The organism is Mycobacterium sp. IS-2888 (genome assembly GCF_001954215.1).
GTDB lineage: Bacteria > Actinomycetota > Actinomycetes > Mycobacteriales > Mycobacteriaceae > Mycobacterium.
This window is the reverse complement of record NZ_MBET01000099.1, coordinates 212113-226365: the sequence shown is the minus strand read 5'-3', so window position 1 is coordinate 226365 and position 14253 is coordinate 212113. Positions and strand designations below refer to the sequence as shown.

Below are 14253 nucleotides of genomic sequence, written 5' to 3'. Positions count from 1 at the left end.
TGCGCACTTCCCATCAATTACTCGGCGCGTTGGGCTTTTGCGACGAGTCCGACGTCAGCGTGCTCGACCGGCACACCGGGTATCAGCCGCAGAGCCAGCTGTTCGGTGCTCAGCGGCAATCGGATCAGCGGCTGGGTGTGCCGGACGGCTCGCTGGAGACGCTGTTCAGCGGTCCGGTATCGGCATGAGCCGCGCCGGCGACGATGCAGAGCGCAGCGATGAGGAGGAGCGGCGCCATTGAGCACAGAACCCGTCGCGCCTTCGGCAACACCCAGCCCGCTCGAAGACGGAATCCCGTTCGGGACCAAACTGGCGCAGCTCGCCGAAGAACGACACGGCGACACGGCGGTGACCATCGTCGCGCTCGACGGCAGCGCGCAGTCGCTTACGTTCGGTGAGCTCGACGCCCGCGCCAACCAGTGGGGGCGTGCGCTGGCGGCCAGCGGCGCCGAGACGGGTTCCCTTGTCGCGCTTGCTATCCCGAATTCAGTACACCTCGTGCTGGGGACCCTCGGATGCTGGAAGATCGGCGCCGTTCCCGTACCCATGCACTGGGACCTGCCCGAGTGGGAGCGAGAGCGGGTGCGCGAGGTGATCGACCCCGCCGTCGCCGTCGACGAAACCACCCGCTGGGAGTTAGAGGCGCGCGCTGCCGGTGAGTCCTCGAGCCCGCTGCCCGAGGCCGTTGCCCTCCACTCCAACGGCATCTGCAGCAGCGGGTCGACCGGCGTGCCCAAGGTGATCCTCAGCCTTGCGCCGTCGCTGTGGACGCCGCAGCACGGTGAACCGTTTCTGTCGAACTGGACGCCGGTGGCCCAGCCCCAGACGATCATGGTGCCCGCGCCCATGTATCACACCAACGGCTTCGCCACCTTCCTCTTCCTGCTCGCCGGCGACCATCTGGTGGTGCTCGAAAAGTTCGACGCAGCATTGGTTTTGGACGTGATCGAACGCTATCGGATCACCAACTTCACGGCCACGCCTACCATGCTGTCGCGCATCGCGGCCCGGCCCGACGTCCGGCAGCGCGACCTGTCCAGCGTGGTGTTCATCCTGCAGGGCGCCGCGGTGATGCCGCCGTCGCTCATGCACACCTGGTGCGAGCTGCTCAGCCCCGAGCGGATCGTGACGGCGTACGGCATGACCGAGAACCTCGGGCTGACCGCGTTGCGGGCCGACGAGTGGCTCACTCACCCAGGCAGCGTCGGCCGCGGCTTCCGTGACACCGAGATCCGGATCCTGGACGCCGACAAGAAACCGCTCGGTCCCGGTGAACACGGCGAGGTCTATCTGCGCGCGCCGATGAGCGCGGGATCCCGCTACCTGGGCGGCGCGGCGCCGCTGCCGTCGACCGATGACGGCTTCGTTTCCGCCGGCGACATCGGATACCTGGACGACGACGGCTACCTCTACATCGTCGACCGCCGCGTCGACATGATCGTCACGGGCGGCGCGAATGTCTTTCCCGCCGAGGTGGAGTCGGCACTCGCGGGCCACCCGGGCATTGCCGACGTCGTGGTCATCGGGCTCTCCGATCCGCAGTGGGGACGTCGCGTGCATGCCGTGGTGCAACTCGCCGAGGGCCACGATGGGCTCACCGAGCAGCAGGTGATCGAGTACGCCAAAAGCCGGCTCGCCCACTACAAGGCCCCCAAGACCGTCGAGTTCGTCGACGCGATTCCGCGCACCGCGGCGACCAAGGTCAATCGCTCGGCGATGATCGCGGCCCGGGGCGGCTAGTCAGGCCGTTGCGGGCGGGAATTCGGCGCGCTGCGCGATGGCATCGCGGTAGGCGTACACCCGATTCGAGACCGTCCCCAGTACGGCAATGGTGCGGCCACCACGTCCGTACGCCGCGAGGAACTCCCACGTATCGGGATCGCCTTCGATAACTTCGAGGGCATCGTAATCGGTTGGTACGCCCAGCATTTGCACCTTCACGTCGTACTGATCGGACCAGAAATATGGCACGTCGACGTACGCCTCCGCGTCGTCCGGCCCCGCCAGCAGCGTCCGAGCCGCGGCCGCACCCTGACGTCCCGCGTCGTCCCAGTGCTCGGTCCGCAAGTGCCGTTCATACAGCGGGTGAAACCAGCGCGCGACATCGCCGGCGGCGACGACATCGGTGCCGCCCTCGACCGCTCCAGTGGCATCGCAGACCACGCCGTCGTCAACAGGCAATCCCGAACCTTCGAGCCAATCGGTGGCGGGAGCCACGCCTAGTCCGATGACGACGAGATCGGCCGGAACCTGTGAACCATCGGTGAGCCGAACCGCCTCGACGCGGCCGTTGCCGACGAATGCGTCGACACCCACGCCGACCCGTAAATCCACGCCATGGTCGCGGTGCAGGTCCGCCCAGCGAGGTGCCAGCTCGCCGCCCAGGGCGGCCAGTAATGGACTGGTGGCCTTCTCGATCAGCACCACGTCCAGGCCCAACGACCGGCAACTCGCGGCGACCTCGGCACCGATGAACCCGCCGCCGACCACCACGACCCGGGGCCGCGAGCCCAACCGCTGGCGGATCGCCAGGCAATCGTCGACCGTGCGCAGCACGAACACACCGTCGGGAACCGGGCCCGGCCATTGGCGCGGGACCGCGCCGCTGGCGATCACCAGCCCGTCGAATCGCACTGCCAGATCCTGGTTTTCGTCACGCACGTGGACCACCCGCGCGGCCATGTCCAACTTGAGCGCCGATGCCCCTCGCAGCACACGCGCCTCGAAGTCGAACTGCGGCGCCAGGTCGACACCCGCCCGGTGCACCTCGCCGGTAAGCAACTTCTTCGACAGCGGCGGGCGATGGTAGGGGGCTTGCCGCTCGGAACCCACGATGGTCAGCGCACCGTCGTAGCCCTCTTGTCGCAGGGTCTCGGCCGCCCGCGTGCCAGCCACGCCCGCACCGACCACGACCACGTCCTTCAGCTGACGACTCGGCATCGGCTCACTCCTCCACCTTGATCGCCTGCGTGGGACAAGACACTTCGGCGCCAATCAGCTGCTGGCGCAACTCCGCGGGCGGCTCGTCCTGGAGCAAGTGGAGCCCGTCTTCTCGCACGTCGAACACCTCATGGCAAATGCTCATGCAGACGCCGTTGCCGTCGCAGGTGTCTAGATCCACCGAAACCTTCATCGAACCTCAGCCCTTTCCGCTGCTGCGCCGGAAACCCCGCGGGAACCGTCGGGTCCGCCCGACTTGGCCTGAGCGCGCGCCCGCTCCTGGGCCGCCTTCGCCACCGGCGAGTAGTTCAGGTAGTCGACCGCCATCTGGGTGGACGCCTCGTCATTGGGGTGGTGGCTGGGCCGCAGATACCGGACTGGCGTCGTCACCATGAGCTTCCAGGGGCCGACCACCCGGTACTCGCGGGCGGCCCACAGCCAATCCCGCCACCGCCACTTTTGGTCGATGGTCGGATCCTGGGCCATCAGGTAGCGAGCGCCCGCGATCCACCAGCCGACGAACAGCGGCGTCGTGAAAAACATCGAGAACGCCCTGATCCAGTAGTTGCCGCTGACGTGCTGGAAGACGTCGTACACCAGCGAGCGGTGCTCGACCTCTTCGGCGCCGTGCCAGCGCAGCAGGTCCAGCATCATGGGATCGGCCTTCGCGTAGTCCAGGCCTCGGTTGGTCAGCACCCACTGGCCCAGCATCGCGGTGTAATGCTCCAGCGCGGCCACATCGGCCAGCCGGCGATACAGCCACCACCGTTTCAGTGCCGGCGGAAACCACTTGGGGGCGTCACCCAGCGTTATCGATAACAGCCTCCCGAGCCGGTCGGTGTACGGCTTGGTGTCGATGCCCTGCTCGGCCAGGTGGTCCAGCACGATCTGGTGCGCCCAGGCGTGCCAGGACTCCTGCTGGATGAACGGCTTGATGGCCGCCTCCAACTCGGGGTCATCGACCAGTGACGACGCCTCGAGGACGGCCTTGATGAAGTGCCGCTCACCCTCGGGAAGCAACAGATGCAGGACGTTGATCATGTGGGTCGAAAACGGGTCGCCGGGCACCCAGTGGAGGGGTGTGTCCGACCAATCGAAACGGACCATCCGCCGGTACTTCGGGTGTCCTTCGTGGTGAAGTTGGACCTCTGGCATGAGAAGCTCCTCCCGCCGACGAAGCGCCTCCGCCGGTTCCTTCGTTGCCTCGAAACGAACAGTCAAGCCACCAGCGAAGCGAACGGCGCCGCGCCGCGGAACAACTGTTCACTCAGGCGCGTACCCGCCCGAGGGACGGGTTATTCGTACCGTCGGTACTGCTTTCCTGAGAGTTCAATCAGGAAGCGGCGGACTCCAATTCACGTACGCGCCGAAGCGCTACCTTCGTCAATCGCATCGACAACGCTGGCGAGAGCCGCTCCAGGTACCAAAATGCCTTCCACCATGCCGGCACCACGATGATCGCGTCTCCCCGCAACACGGCACGAAGGGCGCGCTCGGCGAATATCTCGGGTGCCATGGGCCGCAACCGTTCCCACGATTTGAGGAGGTCCTCGTCACTGACGCCGGGCATATCGACCCGTCCGTACTTGCCTCCGGTGAGGATCGGGGTCCGGATCGCGCCCGGACAAAGCACCGACACTTGCACCCCGTGGCGCTCGGCCTCCACCCGCAACGCCTTCGAGATCCCGACGACCGCGTGTTTGGTGGCGGTGTAGCTCACCGAGCCGGGCGAGGCGACGAGACCGGCCATCGACGCCGTGTTCACGATGTGACCGGAGCCCTGCCGGATCATCTGCGGGTAGACCGCTTGGATGCCGTGCACCACACCGCGCAGGTTCACATCAAAGACGTCGTTCCAGTCCTCGAGCGTGTATGAGTCGGCCTCGCCGGCGACCCCGATGCCGGCATTGTTGAACAGGTAGTCGATCCGCCCGGATCGCTCCACCACCTCGGCGACTGCGCGTTCGAACGACGAGTAGTCGCGCACGTCGAGCTCGATCGCATGCGCTCTAACACCGCCACTGTCGAGGCGTTGTGCCAGCTCCTGCGCCATTGCGATTTGACGATCGGCGATCCAGATCTCGGCGCCCCCGTCGAACAGCTTGGTGGTCAGCGCGGCACCGATGCCGGACGCGCCGCCGGTAACCAATGCGATCTTCCCTGACACCGTCGCCGCCATGGCGGAAGAATATTCGCATTCCACCTTCGCGGATATGCCACAGCGCGCGGTAACCTCATTCTCATGACCGGCCCCCACGAAGAAACCGAAGTAACGCGCGCCGAGCGATTCATCAAGACGGCTGTCGCGATACTGGGCGAAACCGGACGCACCGACTTCACCGTGCAGGAGGTCGTGGCGCGCTCCAAGACCTCGCTGCGCGCCTTCTACCAGCATTTCGGCAGCAAGGACGAGTTGTTGCTGGCGCTGTTCGACAGGACCATCGCGCAATCCGCGCAGGGCTGGCGCGCCGAGACCAACGGCCTGGACAGTACGTCCGCGCTCAAGCTGCTGATCGACCGCGTCAGCCAACAACCGGAATCGACCACCCAGGACAGCCTCAATCGCGCGCTCGGCCTCTACAACCAGTACCTGGCCGAGACCCGTCCCCGCGAATACGCGCGCGTGCTCTCTCCCATGCACCAGCTGATTCGGGACATCGTCGGGCAGGGCATCACCGAGGGCGTGTTCAACCCGGGACTCGACGTCGGCGCGGCGGCCGCGATCGTCATGCAGACGATAGTGGGTGCGCAGCGATTGCATTGGCTGGGCAGCGAATTGAACGGCACACCGATCGACGCCGGCCAGCTGTATGACTTCTGCAGCCGCGCCCTGGGCATCCGGGAGACCGACGAGGAGTCGGCCGCGCCGTCCCTCTCGGAGCTGTTCGCGCAGATCGGCATGCGGCCGGGCTCGCGCGAGGGCGAATTCGCGATGACGATGCCGGTCAGCCCGCAAGTCGTCAACACCTCCGGCGCGCTGCAGGGCGGCTTGATCGCCACGCTCGTGGACGTGGCCGGAGGACAGTTCGGGCTGGAATACCTGCAACCGGGCACCACGATGACGACCGCGGACCTGTTCGTCCGCTACCTGCGGCCGATCCGGCAGGGCTCGGCGTTCGCGGTGCCCCGGATGCTGCGGTCCGGGCGCCGGTCGATGGTCATGCAAGTCGACATTTACGGCGACGGCGACGAACTGCTCGCCACAGCGACGGTGAACTTCGCGGTGATCGAGGGAACGACACCCCAGCTCCCCAGCTGGCCGGGCGCCTAGCCGCCCTGGGACGGGTACACGTTGTTGCGCAAAAGTGGTAACGTCATTACCACCGACTGAGAATCAAGACTGCCGCAAGGAGATCGCCATGCCGTCTCGCGAACTTTCCTTCCCCGTGTTCGACGCCGACAACCACATGTACGAACCGCAGGAAGCGCTGACCAAGTTCCTCCCGGACAACCGCAAGCACGTGATCGACTACGTCCAGGTGCGCGGTCGCACCAAGATCGTGGTGCGCGGCCACATCAGCGAGTACATCCCGAACCCGACGTTCGAGAAGGTCGCCAAGCCGGGCGCCCAGGAGGACTACTTCCGTAACGGCGCACAGGGCAAGAGCTACCGAGAGATCCTGGGCGAGCCGATGAAGGCCATCCCCGCTTTCCGCGAGCCCGGCCCGCGGCTGGAGGTCATGGACGAGCTCGGCATCGACTACGCCCTGATGTTCCCGACGCTGGCCAGCCTCGTCGAAGAGCGCATGAAGGACGACCCGGAGATGACGCACGACGTCATCCACGCGCTCAACCAATGGATGTACGAAACGTGGTCGTTCAACTACGAGGAGCGCATCTTCGCGACTCCGGTGATCACCCTGCCGATCGTCGAGCGCGCGCTCGAAGAACTCGAATGGGTGCTGGAGCGCGGTGCCCGCACGGTGCTGGTGCGCCCAGCGCCGGTGCCCGGCTTCAAGGGCAGCCGCTCGTTCGGCCTCGAGGAGTTCGACCCGTTCTGGCAGGCCTGCATCAAAGCCGAACTCCCGGTGTCGATGCACGCCTCGGACAGCGGTTACTCCGAGTTCGCGAACGTGTGGGAGCCAGGCGACGAGTTCCTGCCGTTCAAGCCGACGCCATTCCGCAGCTTCGCGATGGGCCATCGGCCGATCCTGGACGCCATGGGCGCGCTGGTCTGCCACGGCGCGCTGTCGCGCAATCCCGACCTGCGGATCCTGTCCATCGAAAACGGCGCCGACTGGGTGCCCGACCTGTTCAAGGGCCTCAAGGGCGTCTACAAGAAGATGCCGCAGTCGTTCAGCGAGGACCCGGTCGAGGCGTTCAAGCGCTGCGTCTACATCACCCCATTCTGGGAGGACCGGTTCACCGAGATCGTCAACATGGTGGGCACCGACCGCGTGCTGTTCGGGTCCGACTGGCCGCACCCCGAGGGCCTGAAGGATCCCATCTCCTTCGTCGACGAGCTCACCGATTTCGAGCAGGACGATGTCGCCAAGATCATGGGCGGCAACCTGATGAAGCTGATGAAGGTCTCGAAGCCGGCCAAGAAGCCCGTGTCCGCCTGACGGCGTTCCCGGATCACACCTAGCGCGCCCCCGACGTCCGAGGGCCCGACTTTGTCTGCCCTGGTGAACATGCGTCCTATAGACGGGCCCACCCGTGTTGCTATAGAAAAGAACCCACGCAACACCACGGTCAGTATCCAGAGATAGACGGGCATCCATCGCGGCCTCGCCGAGGCGGCCGACTAGGAGCGCACGATGAATCTGGCTCCCGCGGAGTCATTTCCCACCCAGATCGCCTTGAGCCCTCGACTGCTGTCGGAGCTGGGCGATCCGCACAGCACGCTGAGGGCAACCACCCAACGCAGCGGAACGGTAGTAATCGTCCGCGCGGGCGGTGAGGTCGACGGCTCCAACGAGCACATTTGGCAGCGGCTGGTCGGCGAGGCGGCCGCCGTCGCCAGCGAACCCGGTCCATTCGTTGTCGACGTGAACGGCCTCGGCTTCATGGGTTGCTGCGCATTCGCCGTCCTGGCCACCGAATCGGAGCGGTGCCGTCGCCGTGGGGTCGAACTTCGGCTGGTGAGCTGCGATCCCAGCGTCGCCCGGGTGGTAGAAGCATGCAATCTCCGCGACGTTCTGTCCCTGCATCCCACCACCGACGCCGCCCTGTCGACGGCGCCTGCGGCGCGTTAGCAAACTGCTGCGCTGAGCACCCGTTACCCGTTGATAGGCTGATTGCCTGCGAGTAATGGATTCGCACAGGCTTTTTGCTCGGTCCGTAAAGGAGGGACGGCCATATGGTCGCCGAAAAGGACTGGGACAAAACCGTGGGTCCGGCCGACGAGGTGCGTCGCATATTCGAGAATGTGCCGGCGATGCTCGTTGGCCTGGAGGGGCCGGACCATCGCTTCGTCGCCGTCAACGCGGCTTACCGCGCCTTCAATCCGACCGGCAACCCCGTGGGAAAGCTTGCGCGAGAGGTCTTTCCGGAGCTGGAGAGCCAGCAGATCTACCACATGTTCGACCGGGTGTATGAAACCGGTGAACCACAATCCGGGTCGGAGTGGCGGCTGCAGGCCGACTACGACGGTACGGGATTGCAGGAGAAGTTCTTCGACTTTGTCGTCACGCCCCGCCGCCGCGAGGACGAATCGATCATGGGCGTGCAACTCATTTTCGACGATGTCACCGCCCGGGTGCGGGCGCGGCTCGCCGCCGAGGCGCGCATCGAGGAGCTGTCCGAGCGCTACCGAAACATGCGCGATTCGGCCACCGTTATGCAGCAGGCATTACTGGCCCCGTCGGTGCCCGTCGTTCCCGGTGCCGACATCACCGCGCAGTACCTCGTCGCCGCCGAGGACACGGGTGCCGGCGGCGACTGGTTCGACGCAATCGCCCTCGGTGATCGGCTGGTTCTGATCGTCGGCGATGTCGTCGGCCACGGTGTCGAAGCCGCGGCCGTGATGTCGCAGTTGCGCACCGCCCTTCGGATGCAGATCGTTGCGGGCCGCACCATCGCCGAGGCCCTCGACACTCTGGACCGCTTTCACGAGCATGTACCCGGATCGAAGTCGGCCACCATCTGCGTCGGTTCGCTCGATCACGCCACCGGGGAGTTCCAGTACTGCACCGCCGGACACCCGCCGCCGCTGCTCGTGACCGCCGACGCGCAGTCGCGGTACGTGGAACCGTCGGGCGCGGGCCCGCTCGGCAGCGGGGCCGGATTTCCCATGCGCTCCGAGCTCCTCGGCGTCGGCGACTCGGTCCTGCTGTATTCCGACGGCCTGATCGAACGTCCCGGCCGGCCGCTGGTTGCCAGCACCGCGGAATTCGCCGACCTGGCCGCCAATGTCGCCGGCGGCAGCAGCGGTTTTCTCATCGACGCGGGGGCGCGGCCGATCGACCGCATCTGTTCGGAAACCCTTGAGTTGCTGCTCCGGTCGACCGGCTACAACGACGACGTCACACTGCTTGCGGCGCAACGGCGTACGCCACCCTCACCGTTGCACATGACCGTGGATGCGACGATCCGCGCCGCGCGCGCCGTGCGCTACCGGCTTCGTGATTGGCTGGCGGAGATCGGTGCCTCCGACGCCGACATATCCGACGTGGTGCACGCCATCTCGGAGTTCGTCGAGAACGCCGTCGAACACGGTTACGCCACTGACGTTTCCGACGGCGTTGTCGTCGAGGCATCTTTGTCCGGCGACGGCAACCTCCATGCTTCGGTCCGCGACCACGGCAAGTGGAAGGACTACCGGGAAGGCGAACAGGGCCGTGGGCGCGGACTCGCGATGGCCGAAGCCTTGGTATCCCGTGCTGTTGTCACGCATGGCATCGACGGGACGACTGCCAGTCTTACGCACCGCCTTTCGCGGCCGGCGAACTTCGTCTCCGACCCAATGATCGGCCGGCCGACCTACCAGCGTGCGGTCAACTCCGAATTCGTCTCCATGGTCGACGAAGCCGGTCACATCATCGTCAGCGGCGATGTCGATGCCCACACCGCATCCACCCTGGATCGTCAGATTGCAGTCGAAAGCCGCTCGGGCATAGCATCTTTGACGATCGACCTTAGCGCGGTCACCCACCTGGGATCGGCGGGCATCAGCGCGCTGGCCGCCGCGCGGGACCGGGCGCGCATGCAGGGTGGCGACTGTCTGCTGGTGGCACCGCCCGGAAGCCCGGCGCACCACGTCTTGTCGCTGGTCCAGATCCCGGTAGTCAGCGGCGAGATCGAGAACGTCTTCGTCGAAGATTAGGTCAGCGCGCCTTGCCGTGACGCACCTGATTGAACGGCACCCCGCGGTCGGCGGCGTATTCCCGTGGAAAGTCCAGCACCCGTTCGCCGATGACGTTGCGGGCCATCTCCGTGGTGCCGCCGCCGATGGCGACATTCTGCCGCGACAGATAACGCAGCCCGGCCTCCAACCCTTCGCCGATGTCCCCCACCACACCAGCCGCCCCCGTGATCGCCAGCGCCGTGTCCATCTCGAGGGTCACCGTCTCGGAGTGGAAGAGCCGGATGAGCGTGCCGCCGGCCGGAGGCAACACGCCGTCCCTGACGTTGCGGTACACGTGATCGATCAGCTGCTCGGCCACCGCGCGGTGCACCAGCGCCCGGCCGGCCATTTCGTGCACGCGCTCGTTGTCGGCCTGTCCCGTCTTCTCGGCGAGTTCGGCATAGTCGACCGGGGTCGTATGGCCGCCTTCATGGCCCGCGCCGCTGGAGAATTCCGAGCCCTGCCCGACGGCCCGGCGTTCGTGATACAGCTGCCGCGACGCCACCGCCCAGCCACCGTTGACCTCCCCGACGACGGCGTCGTCGCCGACGTCGACCTCGTCGAGGAACTCCTCGCAGAATTCCGTGGAACCGCTCAGCATCGTGATGCGCCGCAACGTGATTCCCGGATGCGCGATCGGCACGAGGAACATCGTCAGGCCCTCGTGCTTGGGCACGTCCCAGTCGGTGCGGGCCAGGCACAATCCGTAATCGGCGGCGAACGCGCTGGTGCTCCACGTCTTGGCGCCGTTGAGCACCCAACGGTGATCCCGCCGTTCCGCGCGCGTAAGGACGCCGGCCAGATCCGAGCCACCGCTGGGCTCCGACAACAGTTGCACCAGAACCTCATCGCCACGCAGCGCGGCGGCGATGTGCTGCCTCTTCTGATCTTCGCTACCCATGTCGAGCAATGTGGCGCAGCAAATTGTGAACGTCGGGGTGTTGAGGATCAACGGCATCTCGTAGTTGCGGGATTCCTCGTCGAATGCCTTCTGATATGCGTAATCCAGCCCCAGACCACCGTATTCGCGGGGAAAGCAGATGCCGGCGAATCCCCCGTCATAGAGCCGCTTTTGCAGTTCGCGAGCTCGCAGCCAGGAGCGTTCGTCATCGCGTGGCGCGCCCGGCGGAGAGTCCGGGTCGATGGCAGGCATGTTGTCCGCCAACCACTCTCGCGCGCGGGCGGCGAACTCCGCGACGGTTTCGGCTGCCGTCATCCGGCGTTCACCATCGACCGGACCGCCTTCTCCGACTCGTACACCCTCAGGTTGTGCTCCTCGGGAGTGCCAAACATAGAGCGGTACAACGTAACCCGTCTCAGGTACAGATGCAGGTCGTGCTCCCAGGTGACACCGATGCCGCCGTGCATCTGCACGCACGCCTGAACGACGCGCCCGGCAGTCTCCCCCACGTAGGACTTGGCGATGCTGGCCGACAGGCCCGCCTGGGGCGCGCCGGCGGCCACATCGGCGACCGCCGCGGCAGTGGTGGCGCGGCACGCCTCCAGCCACAGCTTCATGTCGGCGAACCCGTGTTTGAGCGCCTGGTACGACGCGAGCGGGCGACCGAACGTATGCCGGTCCAGCGCCCATTTGACGGTGAAGTCGAAGACCGTCTGCAGGACGCCGACCACCTCCGCGCACTGCAACACCTGAGCGATCTGGCTCTGCCGCTCGATCAACGCCGGCGTCTCGGCCGCGCCCCCCACGGCCGCCGACCGCTCCACCACCACACCGTCGAACTGCACCCGCGCGTACTGCTTAACCAGGTCCACCGACTGCTGCGGCACGATCCGTACGCCCGGCGCGTCCGTCCGGACCAGGAATTGGCGAACGTCAGAAGCATTTGGGCCGCATCGCGCCACCACCAGCAGCAGCGCGCTCTGGGCGCCGGCCTCGACGCGGTCCTTGGTGCCGTCGATGCGGTACCCGGCGTCGGTTTCGGTGGCCGTCACCGTCGGATCCTGCGGCGCCCAGCCCCGGCCCGGCTCGGACACCGCCCACGAGGCCACCGTTTCGCCCGACATCAGCGACTCGATCGTGTCGGCGTGCGCTTGCGCCTCGGCGCAGCCGGCCAGCGCGGCGAGCACGATGCTGACCGGGTACAGCGGTCCGGGCGCGACCGTCTTGCCCAGCTGCTCGGCGACCATGGCGAGGTCGGCGATGCCGCTGCCCGACACGCTGCCGCCGCCCAATTCCTCCGGAACCAGCAGACCCGTCCACCCGAGTTCGGCGGCCCGCTGCCACCATGCAGGATCAAAGGACGCGCCCGCGGCGTGCAGCTCGCGGACGTGACGCAGCGGCGCTTCCTTTTGGAGAAAGGCTTGGGTTGTGGAAGCGAAGAGTATCTTTTCGGGAGAGTCGACGGCGGTCATGGTGTCGACAGGGCCTTCCTGGGCATTCGATCGCCGCTGCCAGGGATGCAAGGTGGAAAGTGTGGGTGGATGATCGTCCGCCTCATCGGTCCTCGTCGGAGTTCGCTGGAGACTCTGATGCTATCAATGAGCAATACAGTAAGAGATACCGGAGTCCAGTCGATAATGATGTTGACCAGCGGTGAGCGCGATGCCTAAGGCGAAGGAACCGCGGGAGGATTCGGCCACATCGAAAGCCGACGCCATGGCCCTCCTCGAGGAGGCCGAGGCTGAGGCCGCCGAGGCCGAAGCGCTGGCGGCGGCTGCCCGCGCCCGCGCCCGCGCCGCCAGGCTGCGCCGCGAGGCGCTGGCTAAGGCAGAACCAGAGCCCGAGACCAAAGACGAGGCTGAGGCCGAGCCGGAGGCCGCCGCAGAACCCGAGAGCAAGGCTGAGCCCGAGAGCACGGCCGAGCCCCAGCCCCGGGCCGACGAGGCGGAAGCCGCGGAGGCCGAGCCCGAAGAGACGGCCGATGAGGAAACCTCCGACGAGACCGCCGAGGCCACGGAACCGGCGGCGGGGGCGGCCCGGTGGCGGCGCTGGCTGCCGTCACTGTCCGTGACGTGGAAGGCGGCGGCGATCATCCTGATCGTCGGCTTCGGCGCGGCCAGTGGATACATGGTCTGGCAACACAATGCCGCCACCGAGCGAGACCAGCGCGCCGCGAGGTTCGTCGCCGGTGCCAGGCAGGGCGTTGTCAACATGACCTCCCTGGACTTCAACAATGCCCAGCACGACGTCCAGCGCGTCATCGACAGCTCCACCGGACAGTTCAGGGACGATTTCCAGCAGCGCGCAAAAGATTTCACGACGGTCGTCGAGCAGTCCAAGGTCGTCACCGAAGGAACGGTCAACAGCGCGGCCCTTGAATCCATGGACGACCATTCCGGAACGGTATTGGTCTCCGCGACCTCGAAGATCACCAATTCCGCGGGCGCCAAGGACGAACCGCGCGCGTGGCGGCTCCGCGTGACCGTGACCGATGACGGCGGACAGTACAAGATGTCGAAAGTTGACTTCGTGCCATGACCGAAAAGACGCCCGAGGCAACCGAAAAGCCCGCAACGCAGGAATCGCCCGCGCGACCCACCCGGAACCGGCTACGCATGCTGCGCAACGCGAAACTCGTTCCGGTGATTTTGATCGTGCTGCTGCTGATCTCCGGCGGATCGGCGGCGTGGCTGTACTTCCGGCAGTACAAGCCCGCGCAGCAGACCAGCCCCGACGTGGCCCGGGCGGTGGTCAGCGCGGCATCGGATGGAACGGTGGCGCTGCTGTCCTACTCACCGGAGTCGCTCGACAAGGACTTTGCCGCCGCCAAGTCGCACCTCGCCGGGGACTTCCTGTCCTATTACAACCAGTTCACCTCGGAGATCGTGGCTCCGGCCGCCAAACAAAAGTCGCTGAAAACCACGGCTCACATCATGGGCGCGGCGGTGTCGGAGCTGCATCCGAATTCGGCCGTCGTTCTGGTCTTCGTCGACCAGAGCACCACGAGCAAGGACAAGCCCGATCCGTCGATGTCGGCCAGCAATGTGTTGGTGAGCATGACCAGGGTCGACAACCACTGGCTGATCACCAAGTTCGACCCGATCTAAGCCACGCGACCCGAGCG

General features: G+C 66.2%; 13 protein-coding genes and 1 pseudogene. 8 read left to right on the top strand and 6 right to left on the bottom strand.

Annotated elements, in window-relative coordinates; genetic code table 11:
- Window positions 1-188, top strand: a pseudogene (locus A5745_RS24810) (acyl-CoA dehydrogenase); the annotation flags it as partial.
- A 49-nt stretch (window positions 189-237) separates the two neighbouring features.
- Window positions 238-1740: a class I adenylate-forming enzyme family protein gene (locus A5745_RS19920; protein ID WP_076118305.1), complete on the top strand. Its 1503-nt coding sequence runs from the start codon at window positions 238-240 to the stop codon at window positions 1738-1740.
- Here the strand turns inward: A5745_RS19920 and A5745_RS19915 are convergent, their stop codons facing one another.
- The 4 genes from A5745_RS19915 to A5745_RS19900 all read right to left on the bottom strand — a co-directional run bounded on the left by A5745_RS19915 (window position 1741) and on the right by A5745_RS19900 (window position 5119).
- Complete coding sequence (locus A5745_RS19915; RefSeq protein WP_076118303.1) at window positions 1741-2940, bottom strand: NAD(P)/FAD-dependent oxidoreductase; 1200 nt, start codon at window positions 2938-2940, stop codon at window positions 1741-1743.
- 4 nt (window positions 2941-2944) lie between these two features.
- Complete coding sequence (locus A5745_RS19910; RefSeq protein ID WP_254848403.1) at window positions 2945-3121, bottom strand: ferredoxin; 177 nt, start codon at window positions 3119-3121, stop codon at window positions 2945-2947.
- Between the two features lie 8 nt (window positions 3122-3129).
- Entirely contained in the window at window positions 3130-4095 is a 966-nt protein-coding gene (locus A5745_RS19905; RefSeq protein WP_076118301.1) for a metal-dependent hydrolase, read from the bottom strand.
- Between the two features lie 178 nt (window positions 4096-4273).
- The gene (locus A5745_RS19900) at window positions 4274-5119 is read right to left on the bottom strand and encodes an SDR family oxidoreductase (protein WP_076118342.1); all 846 of its coding nucleotides are present in this window, start codon (window positions 5117-5119) and stop codon (window positions 4274-4276) included.
- A gap of 63 nt (window positions 5120-5182) precedes the next feature.
- Between A5745_RS19900 and A5745_RS19895 the strand changes: the two genes are divergently transcribed.
- The 4 genes from A5745_RS19895 to A5745_RS19880 all read left to right on the top strand — a co-directional run bounded on the left by A5745_RS19895 (window position 5183) and on the right by A5745_RS19880 (window position 10207).
- Entirely contained in the window at window positions 5183-6211 is a 1029-nt protein-coding gene (locus A5745_RS19895; protein WP_076118299.1) for a hotdog fold thioesterase, read from the top strand.
- Window positions 6212-6299: 88 nt separating this feature from the next.
- Complete coding sequence (locus A5745_RS19890; protein WP_076060434.1) at window positions 6300-7505, top strand: amidohydrolase family protein; 1206 nt, start codon at window positions 6300-6302, stop codon at window positions 7503-7505.
- A 195-nt stretch (window positions 7506-7700) separates the two neighbouring features.
- A complete protein-coding gene (locus tag A5745_RS19885; protein WP_076060432.1) occupies window positions 7701-8138 on the top strand; it encodes an anti-sigma factor antagonist in 438 nt (145 codons plus the stop codon).
- 104 nt (window positions 8139-8242) lie between these two features.
- On the top strand, window positions 8243-10207 hold the full coding sequence (locus A5745_RS19880; RefSeq protein ID WP_076118297.1) for a SpoIIE family protein phosphatase: 1965 nt from the start codon (window positions 8243-8245) through the stop codon (window positions 10205-10207).
- Between the two features lies 1 nt (window position 10208).
- Here A5745_RS19880 and A5745_RS19875 read toward each other — a convergent pair whose 3' ends face one another.
- Complete coding sequence (locus A5745_RS19875) at window positions 10209-11444, bottom strand: acyl-CoA dehydrogenase family protein (protein WP_076118294.1); 1236 nt, start codon at window positions 11442-11444, stop codon at window positions 10209-10211.
- The gene (locus A5745_RS19870) at window positions 11441-12601 is read right to left on the bottom strand and encodes an acyl-CoA dehydrogenase family protein (RefSeq protein ID WP_076118292.1); all 1161 of its coding nucleotides are present in this window, start codon (window positions 12599-12601) and stop codon (window positions 11441-11443) included. Before A5745_RS19870 ends, A5745_RS19875 begins: the two co-directional genes overlap by 4 nt.
- A 190-nt stretch (window positions 12602-12791) precedes the next feature.
- Here A5745_RS19870 and A5745_RS19865 point away from each other — a divergent pair, with 190 nt between their 5' ends.
- A complete protein-coding gene (locus A5745_RS19865) occupies window positions 12792-13667 on the top strand; it encodes a hypothetical protein (RefSeq protein WP_076060425.1) in 876 nt (291 codons plus the stop codon).
- Complete coding sequence (locus A5745_RS19860; protein WP_076060423.1) at window positions 13664-14236, top strand: hypothetical protein; 573 nt, start codon at window positions 13664-13666, stop codon at window positions 14234-14236. The genes A5745_RS19865 and A5745_RS19860 overlap by 4 nt, the downstream gene beginning before the upstream one ends.
- Window positions 14237-14253: the final 17 nt, after the last annotated feature.

Coding starts and splice junctions, on each gene's coding strand:
- A5745_RS19880 (WP_076118297.1), top strand. CDS start 8,243: ATGGTCGCCGAAAAGGACTGGGACAAAACCGTGGGTCCGGCCGACGAG.
- A5745_RS19905 (WP_076118301.1), bottom strand. CDS start 4,095: ATGCCAGAGGTCCAACTTCACCACGAAGGACACCCGAAGTACCGGCGG.
- A5745_RS19915 (WP_076118303.1), bottom strand. CDS start 2,940: ATGCCGAGTCGTCAGCTGAAGGACGTGGTCGTGGTCGGTGCGGGCGTG.
- A5745_RS19895 (WP_076118299.1), top strand. CDS start 5,183: ATGACCGGCCCCCACGAAGAAACCGAAGTAACGCGCGCCGAGCGATTC.
- A5745_RS19860 (WP_076060423.1), top strand. CDS start 13,664: ATGACCGAAAAGACGCCCGAGGCAACCGAAAAGCCCGCAACGCAGGAA.
- A5745_RS19890 (WP_076060434.1), top strand. CDS start 6,300: ATGCCGTCTCGCGAACTTTCCTTCCCCGTGTTCGACGCCGACAACCAC.
- A5745_RS19900 (WP_076118342.1), bottom strand. CDS start 5,119: ATGGCGGCGACGGTGTCAGGGAAGATCGCATTGGTTACCGGCGGCGCG.
- A5745_RS19875 (WP_076118294.1), bottom strand. CDS start 11,444: ATGACGGCAGCCGAAACCGTCGCGGAGTTCGCCGCCCGCGCGCGAGAG.
- A5745_RS19885 (WP_076060432.1), top strand. CDS start 7,701: ATGAATCTGGCTCCCGCGGAGTCATTTCCCACCCAGATCGCCTTGAGC.
- A5745_RS19865 (WP_076060425.1), top strand. CDS start 12,792: ATGCCTAAGGCGAAGGAACCGCGGGAGGATTCGGCCACATCGAAAGCC.
- A5745_RS19870 (WP_076118292.1), bottom strand. CDS start 12,601: ATGACCGCCGTCGACTCTCCCGAAAAGATACTCTTCGCTTCCACAACC.